This window comes from Blastocatellia bacterium (assembly GCA_035573895.1).
Classification (GTDB): domain Bacteria; phylum Acidobacteriota; class Blastocatellia; order HR10; family HR10; genus DATLZR01.
In genome coordinates this window covers 24,491-41,150 of sequence record DATLZR010000021.1, presented here as the reverse complement: position 1 = coordinate 41,150, position 16,660 = coordinate 24,491, and the positions used below count along the sequence as shown (strand labels likewise).

Sequence of the window (16,660 nt, the reverse complement as noted above, 5' to 3'; positions counted from 1 at the left end):
GAATTTATGGGGCAATTCCCGCCTGGCCGACGCGCCTGTGTTTCGCCCCGCGTGTCGGCCTATCCGAGGGAGATCAGCGCAGGCGCGAGACACACATCGGCTCATCCCTCGCGCATCGCCGTCACTCCCTCCACCGAAGGTGACACCGGAATCACTTCCGCCGACCATCGCGCGACGGATCGCTCCCGGATGAAGAAATCGAGGCGACCGAGATTGATTCCCCCAAATCCCACCTGGAAGATGACCGTCGTTCCTCCACCGGGCCGACGAACGACGACCGGCTCGCGCATGAAGGTATGCGTATGGCCGCCGATGATCGCATCAATCCCTTCGACCTGTTCGGCCAGTTCGACATCACCCAACTCCGGTTTCCTCTGGTCCGATGGAACTCCCTCCTTCCGCGGATAGTAACCGAGGTGCGAGAGGCAGATGACGAGCACTGCTTCCTCCTTCAACTTCAATGTCCGCACCATGGCTCGCGCCGTCTGGACGGGATCGAGGTAGATCACTCCCCGGCGATTCGACTCCACGACGAGTCCATCCAGTGCGATTCCCAGGCCGAAGATCCCGACCCTGATGCCGGCGAGTTCTCTCACGACATAGGGCTTGATGCGATCCCGCAGAATCGTTTGCTGAAAATCGTAATTGGCCGAGACGATGTCGAACGTGGCGAAGTTGATGGCCCGCGCCAGCGCATCAAGACCGCTGTCGAATTCGTGATTGCCCAGCGTCACCACGTCATAGCCGATGGCTGACATAACGCGATAGTCCGCTTCGCCACGATAAAAGTTGTAAAAGGGCGTTCCCTGAAAAGCATCTCCCGCATCCACAAGCAGCGTGTGGGGATTTTCCTGGCGAATCTTTCGCACGAGCGTCGCGCGCCGGGCCGCTCCACCGAGGCCTCCATACCGCCGATCATCGGGGGGAAAAGGCTCTAGCCGGGAGTGCGTGTCATTAGTGTGCAAGATGGTGATCCGCGTCTCCGTCGTCTGTTGCCGAGAGCCCGTGTGCGCCATGACCGGCGGGCGGACTCCCAGGGCCAGACCCGCGCCCGCCCGAAGCGTCTGTTCGAGAAAATGTCGTCGAGACCATCCCGTCATGATTGCTTCTCCTTGCGAAAGGGTTTTGAGCGAAGCAGCTCATGGATCTCGGCACTCACTTCCTCCGGGTAGCAGAGGCGATCAATGTGAAACCGTCGCATCCGACGAACGACGGGGGATACCTCCGTGATCTCCTTCAACTGCCTGTGATCATGATCCACTTCAACGAAAATGTGATTCTCCGCCCCCGAAGCCTCCGGCGAATACGGCCCAAAATAGGGGACATCCGAAACCCGATCCTCGGCCAGGTAATACCGGGGATCGAGTCCGGCGCGTTCGACGATTTTTCGGGCGCGTTCGATGAACTCCCGCTTTGCTTCGGCGGGGAATGTGAGATCAACCGATTTGAAAACGCGCCGATGGAGAAACCGCTGGGCCAGGCTGCTCAGAATCGGGTCCGATTCATGGACCCATTGCTTGATGTGGAACATGACATCATGATCATCAAAGGCAACGTACTGCGCGGGGGTGAGGGGCTGACGCCGAAGAACTCCGGCCATCGGCGAGTCAGCCACAAGAAACCGGAGTTCCCCGGCGGAAGCCAGCTCGCTCGCCCGCAGGAAGATTCGCTTCAACAGGACCTCTGCGGCACGGAGATTCCGATGGAAATAGACCTGACGGTACATGTAGTAGCGAGCCTGCAAATATTCTTCAACGGCGTAGAGGCCCTTGCCGACAACATAAATCCGATCCGTGTCGGGATCCACGTCGAGGCTGTGAATGATCCACTCCAGGTCATAGAAGCCGTATTTGGCGCCCGTCATGAGGCTATCGCGCAGCAGATAATCGAACCGATCCACATCCATCTGGCTGGAAATGAGCTGACAGATGAAATTGGGGCGGAAGCGATGCTCGAGGATGGCCACGATTTGCGCCGGAAGCTCACGATCAATACTGCTGAGAAGGCGGTTCACGTCGGTTGTTTCATCGGTGATAATGGTGCGCGTCCATTCCTCATGCCGGTACCCGAGCACCGCCTCGACAACGTGGGAGAACGGCCCATGTCCAATATCGTGAAGCAGAGCGGCCGACTCCGCCAGGAAAATGACGTGATCGTCAATCGCATGGCGACGGGCCAGCAAGCCCAACGTGCGCCGCATCAGATGCAGTACGCCGAGACTATGAGTGAACCGGCTATGCTCGGCCCCTTGATAGGTGAAAAGCGCGAGGCCCAGTTGCTTGATGCGCCGGAGGCGCTGCATCTCCGGCGTGTCTATCAACTGGATGAGAACGCGATCATGAGGGTTCGAGTCGTTGAGCGAAATGATGTTGTGGACCGGATCCCGGTAGATGCGTTCACCCATGCGCCTCTATCCTGAGCGCCCATCCCTTGGGCCAGACCGCTGACTCACACCAAGCCGCAGTCCCGGATCAGCAGTGAGATCAAAGTCCGCGTGCTCCCCCCGCAGCAGTTTGGGATAGGCCGCTGCCGCAATCATGGCGGCATTGTCCGTGGTCAAATGCGGCGAGGGATAGACGACGGCGATGCCTCGTTCCTCAGCGAAACGGCGGGCCTCCTGCCGGAGTTGGCTATTACAGGCAACGCCCCCCGCGAGGATGATCGTTTCGGCCCGATAGGTCTCCATCGCCTTCCTCAACCGACTCATGAGCGTCCTCACAACCGTGTTCTGAAAACTCGCCAGAAGATCGAGAACCTGCTGGGAGGGATGGGCACGATCCGTGACGGGTTCGATTCGGTGCTCGCGGACATAGCGCAGGACGGCGGTTTTCAGGCCGCTGAAACTGAAATCAATCCTTCCGTCACTCATCCGGGGAACCGTGAAGGGAATGGCGTGGGGATCACCGCGACGGGCCAGTTCATCAATGATCGGCCCGCCGGGATAGCCGAGACCGAGCAGCTTGGCCACTTTGTCAAACGCTTCGCCCGCAGCATCGTCGCGAGTGTGACCCAGCACCTGATAAACCTCCGGCTCAGGAATCCAGAACAAGCTCGTATCTCCTCCGCTGACGATCAGCGCGAGCGAGGGATACCTGAGCGATGGGTGTTCGAACACGACGGAAAAAATGTGCCCTTCGTGATGATTGATGCCAATGAGCGGCTTCCGCTGAGCGTAGGCGAGGGCCTTTGCATAACAAATCCCCACGAGCAACGATCCGATCAATCCCGGCCCCTGCGTCACAGCCACCGCATCAATGTCCGATACAGTGACTCCCGCTTGCATCAGGGCCCCTTCGACGATCGGGACGATATTTCTCAGGTGTTCCCGCGAGGCGAGTTCCGGGACGATCCCCCCGTAGGGTTGGTGGACGGTGAACTGGGTGGCCACGAGACTGGAGCGGATCTGCCGACCATCCTCAACGACGGCAGCCGCCGTTTCGTCGCACGATGTCTCAATGCCAAGAATTAACATGCTTCACGTGCCGGCGCGGGCGCTTCGTCCGCCAACAGGTTGCTCATCAGAGCACGCAGGCTCTCGCTGTAGGGGGCGCGGGCGATCCCTCGCTCCGTAACAATCGCGGTCACATACTCGTGCGGCGTCACATCAAACGCCGGGTTGGCCACGGCGATCCCTTCGGGCGCGATCCGCACGCCGTTGATGTGTGTGACTTCTTCGGCGGATCGCTCTTCGATCGGAATGTCCTCGCCCGTCGCCAGCGTGAGATCGAGCGTCGAAGTCGGAGCGACGACGTAGAACGGGATTTGATTCTCACGGGCGAGAACAGCGAGCGAATAGGTTCCGATCTTATTGGCCACATCCCCGTTGGCAGCGATACGGTCGGCTCCGACGAGCACTGCGTCAATCACCCCCCGACGCATGAAATAACCGGCCATGCTGTCGGTGATGAGCGTCGCCGGGATCTTCTCTTTCACGAGTTCCCAGGCCGTCAGTCGGGCGCCCTGGAGGAAAGGACGCGTCTCATCCACGTAGACATGCACGCGCTTGCCTTGAAGCACGGCCACGCGAATAACACCCAGAGCCGTTCCCACACCGCCAGATGTGGCAAGCGCCCCTGTATTGCAGTGGGTCAATACCGTCGCAGGATCGGGCAACAGATCTGCTCCCTGATGGCCCATGCGCCAGTTGGTTTCGATGTCCTCCCGATGCATCTTCTCGGCCTCTGCGATGACCCATTGTTTGACGTGCTCCAGCGAGCGCGTGTGCCGACAGGCCGTCATGAAACTCTGCCGCATCCGTTCGACAGCCCAGAACAAATTGGCGGCTGTGGGCCGCGCGGCCCGTAAGACCCGACAAATCTCCTCAACTTCCGCTGCCAGTTCATCGAGGGTCGTCGCCCGTGAGTTTTTGATCCCCAGAGCCACTCCGTAAGCAGCCGTCACTCCAATGGCCGGAGCACCCCGGACGACCATGTCTTTGATGGCCTGAGCGACCTCGGCGTGCGTGCGAAAGACGGGGTAGACCTCCTCCTGCGGCAACTTCCGTTGGTCAATCAAGCGAACCCCTTCGTCTGTCCATTCAACCGTCTTGATCATTCGAGCACCTCACAGGCAATGCTCTATCTTATCCAAGCCACCTCTGAATCGCAACGACGAGCCGGTGGCAAATCAGGTCAGTTTTGCCGCTTGACTCTCTCTCCACGCCAGCGCCTATAATGTTTGCCCTAAAAAGAGGAAGCCATGTTCAGATGCTTTTCCATCCACGCAAGTCTAATTAAACACAAAGCCCGACGGCTGCCGCCACAACAGGCTGAAAGAGACCGAGGACTTCCTTGACCTTAGAGCCGGGACGAAAGACGACTTCAGCTCTTCGTGACGTTGCTGATCCAATCGTGTTGTTGGGAGCGGCAGGCATCGGAGTGATGTTCTCCGCCGGCCTACATGAAGCGAGAGATGTGGCCACGCAGATCATCACGCCTTTGTTGATGGTCGTGTTGTTTTCGCTCTTTGCCCGCATCTCGCTTGTGGGATTGCGGGAAGCTGCTCGCGATTGGCGCTACCTGTTGCCGGCCGTGGGACTGAACTTTGTGAGCACACCTCTCATCGCCTTTTTCCTGGGCTGGGCGTTTTTGCGGGATGAGCCAGCACTCTGGGTGGGACTCGTGCTGGCGCTGATCACACCCTGCACCGACTGGTATTTGATTTTCACGGATCTCGCCGGGGGTGACGTCCACCGAAATCTGGCGCTGCTGCCCTGGAATCTGGTTCTGCAACTCGTCCTGTTGCCGGTCTACCTTTTGGTCTTCACGCAAACCCTGGTGCCGGTGGAGCTGAGCACAGTTGTACGGGCCTTCGCCGTGTATGTGGCAATTCCCCTCGTTGCTGGCCAGCTCATGCGTCGGTATCGCCCGCAGGCGGCTGCCTCCGTATGGCTGGCGCGACTCGGATTTGTGGCGCTGGCACTGGTGGTGATGGCCATGTTTACCAGTCACGGGGAGATCGCTCTCAAGCGCCCCGCCCTCTTTCTGAGAATGGCGCCGCCCATGTTGAGCTTCTACCTGATTTCCCTTTCTCTATCCTGGCTCGTATCCCGGCGGCTACGGTATCCACGGGAGAGATTTGTCGCGTTGGCCTGTACGACGACCGCGCGTAACTCGCCGCTGGCATTGCCGCTGGCGGTGGTCTTGTTTCCAGCGCATCCGGTCGTGGCCCTCAGTCAGTTGATTGAACCGATCTTGGAAATTCCCGTCCTGATCGTTTTCTCGGCGCTGTCCCGGGGGCGCAGGGAATCCCTCACAGGACCCATGTCATCCTGCCCCGTGTCTGACGGGAAGTAATCATGCGAGTGAGTAATTGCTGCCGAATCAAACTCACGGCCGATGGTCACGGCACAATCACGCTTTTTCTCGACCCCTACCCGGCGGTGCTTTGCAGCGCCTCGAAGGCACGATCAAGCGGAAAACGGTGCGAGACCAGTTGATCAAAAGGAAATCGCTCGCCGTCCTTTCCCAGGAACTCAATGGCCAGAGCCATGTGGCGGGGCTCGCTCGCCCACGAGCCGTACAGGGTCAGTTGTTTTTTGGTGATGACGTGGGGATTGATCGCCGTCGCCCCCGCATCCCCGTAGTGGCCGAGCACGAGGTATTTCCCGCCGTCGCGGCACATCTCCAATCCTTCGGGGACCACCCCTGGCATCCCCACGCATTCGATCACTGCATCGGCGCCGTAGCCGCCCGTAAGCTGCTTGACGCGTGCGATGCGCTCGCTGGCGTCTGTGACTTCCTCGATGTTGATCGTGTGATCGGCGCCGAAGGTTTTCGCCAGTTCGAGCCGATGCGCCGGGCCGCCAATCATGACAGTGGTGAGCGCGCCGGCGCTTTTGGCCACCGCCAGTCCCACCGGTCCGCTCCCTTGAATCACAACTGTATCGCCCCAACCGATGCCCATGCGCTCGATGCCGTGAATGGCCGTATTGAGCGCGCAGCCCGCGCCGACGACCATTTCCGTGGATAAGTCGGTCAGCTTAAAAATGGCCGATCCGGGCAAGAGGTGGTGATACTCAGCGTAGCCTCCCAGGAAGTGCGGGCTGACATCGCAGTTGTACGTGATCCCGTAGGCTTTGCGCTTCAGGCAGCGCGTCGGCTGTCGTTTCTGTACGCAGTAGTAACACTCGCCGCAAAGTCGTCCGGCATACCAGGCCACCCGATCTCCTTCCCGAAGTGGTGCGCCCGTCCAATCCGTCTCCAGTCCCTCGCCGAGTTTCACGACCGTCCCTACCGTTTCGTGGCCCAGAATGATCGGGCGAGGGATCGGCAGCTGCCCTTTCCGAAGATGCACATCGGTGCCGCAGATGCCGGCCATCTCGACGCGCACGAGCGCCGCGCCCGGCTCCACTTCATCCGGCGGCGGGTACTCGCGAATCTCGAAGGGGTGATGGAAATCCGTCATGACGGCTGCTTTCGCTGTTGCCATAACTCATCCTCCTCCAAAAATCACCACGGATGGACACAGATCAACACGGATGGGGGCGACTAATCGGTGTCTATCCGTGTTCATCAGGGGCGAGATCTTCATGGTTTTCAGGCATGGCCAATTCTTCCGGCTGCGAACCAGCCCGCTCGCAGCGGGCGCTTCCGGGTTTCAACTCGCCGCCTTTAAGAATTCGATCACGAGGTGATTGAATTCCTCGGCCCGCTCGATGAAAACGAGATGCCGCGCACCCTCCAGCACGCAGAGCCGCGAACCGGAGATTCTCGCGGCCAGATGGCGCGAGTTCTCCGCCGGAACAATCGGGTCATCATCTCCAGTCAGGATCAATGTGGGCACGCGGGGAGATGCCAGGCGCGACTCGGTCTCAAACATGAGACAGGCGGCAAATTGTCGCAGCCAGGCCACACGCGGCGGCAGATTCGCTTTCCGCACGGCAACGAACTCGTTAATGAGATCGGGATGCTCGGCGATGAATCGGTCGCTGAACCGGAGCGAGAGACCCCTGCGCAAAGCGACCTCCGGGTCATCGGCTTCTAGCTCCGAGCGCATCTGTGTCGCCGTCTCCGCCGACATGCGTACGGCGTTCCTTCCGCCGAAACTCGTCGAGACGAGCACGAGACTGGCCACCAGATCGGGATCACTCAGCGCCAGCTCTTGCGCGATGTAGCCCCCCATCGAATGGCCGAGAACGCGCGCGTTCGATCTTCAAGGCCCGAAGCAGAGCGGCGGCATCATCCGCCATCATCTTGATCGTGTACTCGACGTCGGGTTTGTCCGATTGGCCCGCGCCGCGATTGTCAAAAGCGATGGTCATGAACTCTCTGGCGAACGCGGGGATTTGCCGATACCAGCTCCAGGCGCCAAACCCCAATCCGGCGATGAGCAGTAGCGGCTCGCCAGCACCATGAGTCTCGTAGTAGATTTCGATGTTGCCAACTGTGATCCGAGGCATGTTTCCACTCCCCCGCTCGGTTAAAGTAACTACTGGAGCCCACGAAACACACCAAAAACTAAAAGGTAACGGATGCCGAAGGAAGGCCGCCCGCGTGACGCCCGGTAGTCCAGCTTCCTCCATGTTTTGTCGTGCCTGTTCGCATCTTCCGTGGGCAGAAGTGGAGTAGCTACCAAGTCACCCCAGGTTCAGGACGAGCACGCGCGGTTCGGTCATCTCCTCGATGGCCGAGCGGACGCCCTCGCGGCCAAACCCGGAGTCTTTGACGCCTCCGTAGGGCATGTGATCAGCACGATAGGTGGGCACATCGTTGATGATTAGCCCGCCCACGTCAATCGCCTGGTAGGCATGAAAGATGCGGTTCACATTCCGGGTGAAGATGCCCGCCTGCAATCCGTAGCGCGAACTATTGACCTGGCGGATGGCCTCGTCAAAATCGGCGTAGCGATTCACGATGACCACCGGCGCAAAGACTTCCTCGCAACTCACTTTCATCTCCGGCGCGACATCTGTGAGAACCGTCGGCATCAAAAATGCTCCACTGCGCTCGCCGCCGATGAGGACTTTCGCCCCGGCCTGAACCGCTTCCCGAATCCAGCTCTCGGCACGTTCGGCCGCGGCCACGCTGATCATTGGGCCGACATCAGTCTTCTCATCTCTCGGATTGCCGACGACGAGGTTCCTCACGCCCTCCAACAAGCGTTCGAGAAATGGCTCATACACGGCCTCGTGCGCGTAGATCCGCTGGACCGAGATGCAGGTTTGACCCGCGTAAGCGAAGCCGCCTTGAACGCAACGTTTGGCCGCCCAGTCCAGATCGGCGTCTTCGTGCACGATGACGGCGGCATTTCCGCCGAGTTCCAGCGTCACCTTCTTCTTCGGCACCTGCGCTTTCAACATCCACCCGACAGCGGCGCTGCCGGTGAACGAGAGCTTCTTGATGCGCTCATCGGTGAGCATCAGCCCGGCGACGTCGTTGGAGCAGGGAAGGACACTCAAGCCCCCTTCCGGCCAGCCCGCCTCGTACACGATCTCACCCAGCCGCAGGGCTGATAGCGGCGTCTGCGGCGCCGGCTTGATGATGATGGGATTGCCTGAGGCCAGCGCCGGAGCCACCTTGTGCGCCACCAGATTCAAGGGGAAATTGAAGGGCGTGATGCCGAGAATCGGCCCGATGGGAAATCGGCGAACGACGGCCCAGCGATTTTCCGAACCCGCAAGCCAATCCAGGGGCAGCAGTTCTCCACCCAATCGCCTGGCTTCCTCGGAGGCGACCGTGAACGTCTGAATGGCGCGCGCGACCTCAGTGCGCGCATCCCGTATGGGCTTTCCCGCCTCCAGCGTGATCAGCTCGGCGAGTTCCTCTTTGCGTTCCGTAAGCTCATTAGCCACGCGACGGAGCACGTCGGCCCGCCTGTAGGATGGCCACTGCCGCGTCATCTCAAACGCCGAGGCCGCCCGCGCGATGGCTTCCTGCGCATCGTGCGCCGATGCATAGTTGACCGCAGCAATCACCTCTTGGTTGTACGGATTGCGAATCTCCACTTTCTCCGCCGACGTGCGATGCTCGCCGCCGATTATGAAGGGATACTCTTTCGTCATAGTTCACCTCCTCCGCTCCGCAGTTTTAACGGTTCATGGGGCAGGTGGCAAGCTTCGCTCGGTTCACCGGTTCAGCTTCAGCAGAAATTGGATGACCGGCGGCCGCGTGCCCGTGCTGGAAATTCGCCCGAATGCTGCCGCCACCACATTCGAGTCGGGGTTGCCGAAGCTCGCCCTGTTCGTGAGGTCCGTGCGACATTCATGTTGCGTCGTCTCGCGGATCAAATCCGGATTGCGCTCATCCGGTCCACGCAAAATGTTTCGCCCAGTGTTGCCAAACGGCCGGCGAGGATCGAACATCGTACCGAGCGGGTGTTGAAGAAGTGGTCGAGTCGCGCTGTCACTGGTCTGCTCAGTTCGGCCGAGCTGCTGAAGCGCGGTGCAAAAATTGGCCCGCGTCTCAACATTCTTTCTCCTGCGAAATCTCAGCCCGGGACAAATGCGCTGAACACCATTTCGATCTGCACAGTGGTCAACCCACACTCACCCCGGGTGCGGGCGGCTGCCACCATCATACTTGAGCCGATCCGGGTAGGTCAGGCTGGCGACCAGAAGCAGCACGCAGCCATGAACCAACAAATTCGTGACGGTCGCATCACGCCTCCTCGACTTGCTGAGCCCGCGCAGGCGGGCGAGAGATTTTTAGGGCGGAATCCAGCGATGACTTAGGATGAAGATCGTGCGCCCGATTGAGTCCCCAGCAACGATAGTTGGCTCGTTCCAGTGTCCACTGTCCGTTTCATGTCATGCATTCCCTGGTCAGTGATCGCAGTATTTGCGGAGACTGGCGTTATGGCTAAGGGCTCTTGTCCGGTAACGGAATCCGGATGGAACCCGAGGATGACAAAAGATAAGACGTGCGCGGCCCGACTAAGCGCCCGAGGCCGTCCTGGCTTTTGCAAGTATTCAGCGATGAGTTTTGGTATTTTGCCACTGCGGACACTATAATGTCCTCCTGGTAAAGGGTGCCCTATGAATAGAACAACCACAATCGGGAACGATGGCCAATTGTTCCTTCCTGATGAGATCCGGGAGGTGTTGAACCTTCGTCCGGGTGACGAGCTATTCGTCGAAATCGAAGGGATGAAGGTCGTATTGCGCCCTAAGTCCCCCGGATATGCTCGGCGACTCAGAGGTTTGCATAAAGAAGTGTGGAAAGATGTGGACGCCACGGTGTATGTCCGCCAGGAGAGAGAGTCTTGGGGGTAGATACCACGCGCCTGGAAGAGTTCCTCGCCCGGCACCGATTGGTTGGTGCTGACACGATGCTGTTCATATATCACTTGGAAGACCATCCGACGTATGCTCCGTTGACACAGGTGATCTTCGAGGCCTGGGAGACGGGAACGACGCGAGGTGTGACGTCTGTGATCACGCTGTTGGAAATCCTGGTCAAACCGAAACGCGAAGGACATGTGCAGGCGGCGCGGGACTATCAAGAGATGCTGACGACCTACCCAAATCTGCAACTGGTTAACCTGGATCTGAGAGTTGCTGAGATCGCCTCGGACCTCAGGGCGAAGTACAATCTGAAAACGCCTGATGCCATTCAGGTTGCTGCGACACAGTCCGCCGGTGGAACGGCTTTTCTCACCAATGATCCGAACTTCAGGCGCGTGACCGAAATCGAGGTCCTGCTACTGGATGATTTGCTGACCCCAAGTCAAGCTACTTCTCAGTAAGTCTGCCCGGCGGATCTCTGGAGATTCTTCAAGCGTGACTTCTCCAGCTGAGTCCTGACGCACGCTCGTAATGACGGTTGATGAGATAGGAAACGCGGCAGATGAGAAACGCTTAGGGATCGAGTCTTGTAGGGGTGCGGGTAGGTCATATCGCCTGCGACATCGCGAGCACTACCGGTGCAGCATCCGTTGCGCCAGGGCCCGACAATGTTCCAAGCTGGCTGGCCCTCACTCCATCCACCAACGATCCTCCAGGGATTTGAAGGAGCGCATAGCCGAGGACAAATGCGCTGAGCACCGTTTCGATCTGCACAGTGGTCAACCCACACTCACCCCGGGTGCGGGCGGCTGCCACCATCATACTTGAGCCGATCTGGCTAGGTCAGGCTGGCGACCAGAAGCAGCGACGCCGCCATGAACCAACAAATTCGTGACGGTCGCATCACGCCTCCTCGGCCTCAGCGGTCGGCGTGACCGACACCGGTTCAGGTCGAGCAAATGGCCAGGTCCGCTGGAGCCGCGCCCGCACAAAGAAGACGCCTACACCGAGACCGAGCGTGAGCAATCCCAGCGCTATGTAGCGCCAGCCCGACGTGAGAAAGACATAACTCCAGCCGAAGAACGCGATCACTGCCGGAACCGGATAGAGCCACATCTTGTACGGTCGCGCCGCCTCCGGCAATCGTCGCCTGAGCAGCGCGACGGCGAAGATTTGAGCGATGAACTGCACGAGCAATCGCGTCGTGATCAACGCGCTGATGACTTCTTCCAGTCGAAAGAACGCCGCGCCGATGGCCACCGCACCCACGACCAGAAGCGAGACGTGAGGGAAGTTCTTTGTCGGATGAACGCGGGCAAATGGGCGGAAGAAATAGCCATCACGCGCCGCCGCATAGGGGATGCGCGAATAGCCGAGTGTCAGAGCGAATACCGATCCGAAGGCCGTCCACAGAATCATCAGCGTGACGACCATCGCCGCCGGGCGTCCGTAGAGCCGCTGCATGAAATCCGAGACGATGAATTGTGAGTTCACCGCCTCCCACCAGGGCACGACCCCGATAAGGGTCAGATTAATGGAGAAGTAGGCCACCGCGCAGGCAATGATGCAATACAGGATCGAGCGCGGGATCACTCGCGCCGGATCACGAACCTCATCACCGATGTAGCACACATCGTAGTAGCCCAGGAAGTCGTACATCGCAATCAGCATCGCATTGCCGAGACCCAGGAAGAATCCGGTTGTGAAATCGAATGCTCCCGGCGGGAAGGAGAACGCGAGCTTGGGATCGAAGTGCGGCAGCCCCAGAACCAGGATGCTCCCCATCGTCAGCACCGTGCCCACCCAGAGTGTGACCGTTACTTTGCCCAGAAAGGTGATGCGCCGGTAGAGCAGCAAAAGCGCCACCGCGCCGATCCCGGCGGCTAACAGCTTTCGCGCAAGCGGCGGCATTTCGGGCCAGAGATAGCTCGCATAATGAGAGAAGCCGATCAGGCCGGAAGCGATTTCTAGCGGACCGCTAAGCACAAATTGCCAGATGAACAGGAAGGCCATGAGCCGCCCCCATCGCTCCGGGCCGTATGCTTCGCGGAGGTAACGATAGCTGCCGCCGGAACCTGGCCAAGCCGCGCCCAACTCACTCCAGACCTGCCCGTCGCAAATGGCCAGCAAGGCGCCAAGAAACCAGCCGAGCATGGCTTGTGGCCCGCCCATCGTGGCCATCATGAGTGGAATGGTGATGAACGGTCCAATGCCCACGACGTTCGACATATTGAGCGCCGTCGCCTGTAATAGGCCAAAACCTCGCGTCAAATGCGGTTCAGAAGTTTGGTTCATCGGTGTCCCCTCAATGACCGCTTTCGTGATCTCGTGCGTGAACTGAATATTCTCGGTGTAACAGTGATCCTTCCGTCAAGTGAGTTGATTTCGGTCAGACGTTTTGGTCGCCCCTTCCACAACTTTCTCACGGGGGCACGCGGACTCAGGGCAGTGCTTCGCCCTCCTGGCCCACTCCCTGCTGCTCCTCCGGGGCTAAACGCTTGTCTCATTTAAATCGAACTCCCGATAGTTGCGAGTTGCCTGTCACCCACGCATCCATCTGCGGCCAAGTGAAGCCAAAATTCGTGCGATCTGTTTAGCGAATTGGTATAAGTTGTCCACCGCCGAAGGGGATTTCCTCGCCACTCCCTCAAAACTCCTGCCCGATTTTGATGGTGCAGGGAGCGGCTACGGGCGGCGGACCCGGTGGATCCACATCGCCGACTTCGCGCCGCAACGCCGCCAGTTTCGCCTGCAACTCCCGCATTCGAGCGGCATGCTCAGGGCGACCGGCGAGGTTGTTCAACTCATCGGGGTCGTTTTGCAGATCGTATAGCTCCCACTCCTCGGGTTGTTCCCAGAAGTGAATCAGCTTCCAACGGTCGGTTCGCACGCCGCGATGCTTGCGCACGCAGTGCTCGGCCGGATATTCGTAATACTCGTAGAGAAAGGCATCGCGCCAGGGCACATCCTGACCCTCAAGCAGCGGTACCCAGCTTCGACCATGCATCCAGGACGGCACAGGCACACCCGCCAACTCCAACAGGGTCGGGGCTACATCAACATTCAGAACCATGTGCTTGGTATCCACCTGCCCCGCTTTCACCCGCGCCGGGAAGCGCACGACCATCGGCACGCGGATCGAAGGCTCATACATAAGTCGCTTATCGAAGAACCCATGCTGGCCGAGGAAGAAGCCATTATCCGAAGTGTGCATGACAATCGTGTTTTCCGTCAGCCCGTTCTTATCCAGGAAATCGAGTACGCGGCCCACATTTTCATCCACACTGAGCAGCACGCGGTAGAAATTTTTCAGAAGCAGTTGATAGTTGCGCCGTCGCCGCTCCTCGCGCGGTAGCGATTCGGGCGCCTGATCGCGGAAGACGGGCAGATCGGCCAGATCGAGTTTGGCATTGTGGACGGCGGCCGGTCGTCCCTCCAGTCGGTCGGCGAAGGTTCGCGGAATCGGAATCTCCACGTCCTCAAAAGCCTTCTCAAATCGTTTAGCCGGTCGCCAATCCCAATGAGGCGATTTGAAGTGTACGAGCAAACAGAACGGACGATTCTTATCGCGCTGTCGCAGGAAGGTCAGTGCCTGATCGCCCACAACGTCATCTACGTGACCACGCATCTTCACCCATACGCCGTTGGCGATCATATCAGGGTCCTCATAATCGCCCTGTCCCGGCAGGATCACCCAATGCTCGAAGCCGGTCGGCCAGGAACGAATGTGCCATTTCCCGACGAGCGCCGTCTGGTAGCCTGCTTGTCGAAGCAGATGAACGAACGTGAGCTGATCATCGCGCAGTCCCGGCTGGTTGCGGAAGACTGGTCCGGAGCCATTGCTGAGAATGCCGTGCGTGTGCGAGTAGAGACCGGTGAGGATCGAGGCGCGGCTTGGCGAGCAGAGTGAATTGGTGACAAACGCTTCGGTGAAACGAATGCCTTCTTGGCCGATGCGATCCATGTTGGGAGTCTTGAGAATTTTATTGCCGTAAGCACTCATGGCCTCCTGCGCCTGATCATCCGGCATAAAGAAGACGATGTTGGGGGCCCGAGTCGGCGGCTGCTGTTGTCTCGGTGCTACGGTTCCAGTCAATCTCACAAACGGTGCAACAACCAGGCTGCAGGCTGCTCCCTTTATCACCTCACGGCGACTCATAGGTTTCCTCATGGTTGATCCTCCCTCGAAAATAATCTCCCGGCGGATGAAAGGTTCCAACGGATCACTCATCAGTTGGCCCTTTTCATCCGTTGGCGAACCCTTTTCCACCCTTCGTGGCGTGCGATAGCACATGGGCGATTCCTCACTCAGGTTCAGGCCGATGCTTGTTCCTACTCGATCCAGAGATTCAACGCCTCGATTTTCCCCTCGACGTTCTGCGTGAGTGTCAGGATCCACGACTCCTTCTCGAAGCTGGCGCGATAGCGATAGTGGCGCAGCCGACCTTCGTCCTTTCGCTCAAGCAAGTGGAAGGATCGCAGCCTGCCTGCCGGTTCGAGCAGCTCGCGCATTTCTTTAACTTGGTCGGGGAAGAGCGCGGCCCGCGCTTCCGCCGTGAACAGGTCGGGATCGAGAGTTCCGTTTCTGAGAGCAAGCAGTACGTTTTTGGACATCGCCGTCGTCGTCGGATCCTTGTCTTCAATCGGTTCTTCTCTCAAGTCGGGCAGATAGAGGCGAGCGATGCCCTGCGCGATGCTGCCGGCGGGCGTTGAACCGCCGCGATTGGTCAAGATGATGATGGTGAGGCGGTCATCCGGCAGGCGAAGAAAATGACTGCGAAATCCGGGCGTGCCGCCGCCATGCTGGACGAACCGGTGACCGCGAATTTCGCCCACGCGCCAGCCGAAGCCATAATCGGTCGTCTGACCGCTCGTGAGCGTGGCCGGTGTCCACATCTGGTCCAGGCTCGATCTCTTGAGCACACGTTCGGTGTACAGCGCCGCATCCCACCTGGCCATGTCCAGGACCGTCGAGACGATGGCTCCGGCCGCTCCGGCTGCGGTCGTGGTCAGCGGGTCTATGTTCACATAACGATCTCCCATCCAGCTATAACCCCGCGCGCGATGAGGGATGATTGCTTTTGGCTCGCTGCTTCGCGTCGCGGTCATCCCCAGCGGTTTGAAGATGCGCTCATCGAGAAAGTCCCAGTAGGATCTGCCACTTGCCTTCTCGATGATAAGGCCGAGCAGGTAATAGCCCGTGTTGCTGTAGGCCCACTTCTCGCCCGGTTGAAACTCCAGCGGAAATCCCGACACCATTCGGATGATCTCATCGGACGTGTGATCGTTTCGACAGAGCGTGAGGAAGTCCATCACCGAGGTGTAACTTTTGATCCCCGATGTGTGTGTGAGCAGGTGTCGCACCGTCACGCTGGACCAAGTTTCAGGAAGCCCCGGAAGATAGGTGCTGATTTTGTCGTCCAATCGGACTTTGCCTTCTTCGACAAGCAGCATGATGGCTGCCGCCGTGAACTGCTTGGTGATGGAACCAATCTCAAAGACGGTCTCTGGCGTCACGGGCACGTCGAGTTCGAGGCTCGCTCGACCATAGCCTTTGGCCGCGATGACCTGACCATCCTTGACCACGGCCATCGCCAGACCCGGAATGTGAAATCGCTCCATCATGTATCGGACATAGGCGTCCACTCTGTCGGTCTGTGCAGCGACCGACGCGACCGAAAGAAGCAGGCAAGCGACAATGAGCAGGAATCTCCGATTCGTCATTTTACCTCTCTCCTTGAGAATGATCTCCCAACGGATGAAAGGTTCCAACGGATCACCTATCAGTTGGCACTTTTTATCCGTTGGCGAACCCGTGTTCATCCCTCGTGGCGCGGCATAAGCACATAGGCGATTCTTGTGAAGCTTGCCGCGAGCGCACACCTCTGACGGGGCTCGTGAGGAGGGGAAGCCCGGCACCGTGGAAGCGGGCGCTCC

The 16,660-nt window shown here is 59.1% G+C and carries 15 protein-coding genes; 3 read left to right on the top strand and 12 right to left on the bottom strand.

The genetic code is table 11. From position 1 onward, the window contains the following. Positions 1-101: 101 nt before the first annotated feature. The 4 genes from VNM72_02720 to mtnA are packed head-to-tail and all read right to left on the bottom strand — an operon-like array spanning position 102 to position 4,554. Positions 102-1,100, bottom strand: coding sequence for a metallophosphatase (locus VNM72_02720; GenBank protein HXF04310.1), 999 nt, complete (start codon positions 1,098-1,100; stop codon positions 102-104). Continuing rightward, the gene (locus tag VNM72_02715) at positions 1,097-2,404 is read right to left on the bottom strand and encodes an HD domain-containing protein (GenBank protein ID HXF04309.1); all 1,308 of its coding nucleotides are present in this window, start codon (positions 2,402-2,404) and stop codon (positions 1,097-1,099) included. Before VNM72_02715 ends, VNM72_02720 begins: the two co-directional genes overlap by 4 nt. A 6-nt stretch (positions 2,405-2,410) precedes the next feature. Beyond that, positions 2,411-3,472 carry a tRNA (adenosine(37)-N6)-threonylcarbamoyltransferase complex transferase subunit TsaD gene (gene tsaD / locus VNM72_02710; GenBank protein HXF04308.1) on the bottom strand — a complete coding sequence of 354 codons (1,062 nt, stop codon included), beginning with the start codon at positions 3,470-3,472 and terminating at the stop codon, positions 2,411-2,413. After that, positions 3,466-4,554 carry an S-methyl-5-thioribose-1-phosphate isomerase gene (mtnA, locus tag VNM72_02705; GenBank protein ID HXF04307.1) on the bottom strand — a complete coding sequence of 363 codons (1,089 nt, stop codon included), beginning with the start codon at positions 4,552-4,554 and terminating at the stop codon, positions 3,466-3,468. Before mtnA ends, tsaD begins: the two co-directional genes overlap by 7 nt. A 359-nt stretch (positions 4,555-4,913) precedes the next feature. Here mtnA and VNM72_02700 point away from each other — a divergent pair, with 359 nt between their 5' ends. Next, on the top strand, positions 4,914-5,795 hold the full coding sequence (locus VNM72_02700; GenBank protein ID HXF04306.1) for a bile acid:sodium symporter: 882 nt from the start codon (positions 4,914-4,916) through the stop codon (positions 5,793-5,795). 76 nt (positions 5,796-5,871) lie between these two features. Here the strand turns inward: VNM72_02700 and VNM72_02695 are convergent, their stop codons facing one another. The 4 genes from VNM72_02695 to VNM72_02680 all read right to left on the bottom strand — a co-directional run bounded on the left by VNM72_02695 (position 5,872) and on the right by VNM72_02680 (position 9,502). Beyond that, a complete protein-coding gene (locus VNM72_02695) occupies positions 5,872-6,930 on the bottom strand; it encodes a zinc-binding dehydrogenase (protein ID HXF04305.1) in 1,059 nt (352 codons plus the stop codon). Positions 6,931-7,098: 168 nt separating this feature from the next. Next, positions 7,099-7,623, bottom strand: coding sequence for an alpha/beta hydrolase (locus VNM72_02690; protein HXF04304.1), 525 nt, complete (start codon positions 7,621-7,623; stop codon positions 7,099-7,101). After that, positions 7,586-7,900, bottom strand: a complete 315-nt coding sequence (locus VNM72_02685; protein HXF04303.1) for an alpha/beta fold hydrolase — start codon at positions 7,898-7,900, stop codon at positions 7,586-7,588. The genes VNM72_02690 and VNM72_02685 overlap by 38 nt, the downstream gene beginning before the upstream one ends. A gap of 177 nt (positions 7,901-8,077) precedes the next feature. Next, positions 8,078-9,502 carry an aldehyde dehydrogenase family protein gene (locus tag VNM72_02680; GenBank protein HXF04302.1) on the bottom strand — a complete coding sequence of 475 codons (1,425 nt, stop codon included), beginning with the start codon at positions 9,500-9,502 and terminating at the stop codon, positions 8,078-8,080. Positions 9,503-9,703: 201 nt separating this feature from the next. Here VNM72_02680 and VNM72_02675 point away from each other — a divergent pair, with 201 nt between their 5' ends. Together VNM72_02675 and VNM72_02670 are read left to right on the top strand one after the other, a co-directional pair. After that, positions 9,704-10,171 (top strand): hypothetical protein, encoded by a 468-nt coding sequence (locus VNM72_02675; GenBank protein ID HXF04301.1) that lies wholly within the window; start codon positions 9,704-9,706, stop codon positions 10,169-10,171. 530 nt (positions 10,172-10,701) lie between these two features. After that, on the top strand, positions 10,702-11,184 hold the full coding sequence (locus VNM72_02670; GenBank protein HXF04300.1) for a PIN domain-containing protein: 483 nt from the start codon (positions 10,702-10,704) through the stop codon (positions 11,182-11,184). A gap of 145 nt (positions 11,185-11,329) precedes the next feature. On the opposite strand, the gene VNM72_02665 is transcribed toward VNM72_02670, so the two are convergent. The 4 genes from VNM72_02665 to VNM72_02650 form a co-directional block, all read right to left on the bottom strand. After that, positions 11,330-11,545: a hypothetical protein gene (locus VNM72_02665; protein ID HXF04299.1), complete on the bottom strand. Its 216-nt coding sequence runs from the start codon at positions 11,543-11,545 to the stop codon at positions 11,330-11,332. Positions 11,546-11,626: 81 nt separating this feature from the next. Then, positions 11,627-13,018: an APC family permease gene (locus VNM72_02660; GenBank protein HXF04298.1), complete on the bottom strand. Its 1,392-nt coding sequence runs from the start codon at positions 13,016-13,018 to the stop codon at positions 11,627-11,629. A gap of 352 nt (positions 13,019-13,370) precedes the next feature. After that, positions 13,371-14,882: a sulfatase gene (locus tag VNM72_02655; protein HXF04297.1), complete on the bottom strand. Its 1,512-nt coding sequence runs from the start codon at positions 14,880-14,882 to the stop codon at positions 13,371-13,373. 173 nt (positions 14,883-15,055) lie between these two features. Then, on the bottom strand, positions 15,056-16,447 hold the full coding sequence (locus VNM72_02650; protein ID HXF04296.1) for a serine hydrolase domain-containing protein: 1,392 nt from the start codon (positions 16,445-16,447) through the stop codon (positions 15,056-15,058). Positions 16,448-16,660 lie beyond the last annotated feature (213 nt).

Excerpts from the sequence above, each read along its gene's own strand:
- VNM72_02720 (HXF04310.1), bottom strand. The coding sequence starts at position 1,100 with ATGACGGGATGGTCTCGACGACATTTTCTCGAACAGACGCTTCGGGCG.
- VNM72_02715 (HXF04309.1), bottom strand. The coding sequence starts at position 2,404 with ATGGGTGAACGCATCTACCGGGATCCGGTCCACAACATCATTTCGCTC.
- tsaD (HXF04308.1), bottom strand. The coding sequence starts at position 3,472 with ATGTTAATTCTTGGCATTGAGACATCGTGCGACGAAACGGCGGCTGCC.
- mtnA (HXF04307.1), bottom strand. The coding sequence starts at position 4,554 with ATGATCAAGACGGTTGAATGGACAGACGAAGGGGTTCGCTTGATTGAC.
- VNM72_02695 (HXF04305.1), bottom strand. The coding sequence starts at position 6,930 with ATGGCAACAGCGAAAGCAGCCGTCATGACGGATTTCCATCACCCCTTC.
- VNM72_02690 (HXF04304.1), bottom strand. The coding sequence starts at position 7,623 with ATGGGGGGCTACATCGCGCAAGAGCTGGCGCTGAGTGATCCCGATCTG.
- VNM72_02685 (HXF04303.1), bottom strand. The coding sequence starts at position 7,900 with ATGCCTCGGATCACAGTTGGCAACATCGAAATCTACTACGAGACTCAT.
- VNM72_02680 (HXF04302.1), bottom strand. The coding sequence starts at position 9,502 with ATGACGAAAGAGTATCCCTTCATAATCGGCGGCGAGCATCGCACGTCG.
- VNM72_02675 (HXF04301.1), top strand. The coding sequence starts at position 9,704 with ATGTTGCGTCGTCTCGCGGATCAAATCCGGATTGCGCTCATCCGGTCC.
- VNM72_02665 (HXF04299.1), bottom strand. The coding sequence starts at position 11,545 with ATGATGGTGGCAGCCGCCCGCACCCGGGGTGAGTGTGGGTTGACCACT.
- VNM72_02660 (HXF04298.1), bottom strand. The coding sequence starts at position 13,018 with ATGAACCAAACTTCTGAACCGCATTTGACGCGAGGTTTTGGCCTATTA.
- VNM72_02655 (HXF04297.1), bottom strand. The coding sequence starts at position 14,882 with ATGAGTCGCCGTGAGGTGATAAAGGGAGCAGCCTGCAGCCTGGTTGTT.
- VNM72_02650 (HXF04296.1), bottom strand. The coding sequence starts at position 16,447 with ATGACGAATCGGAGATTCCTGCTCATTGTCGCTTGCCTGCTTCTTTCG.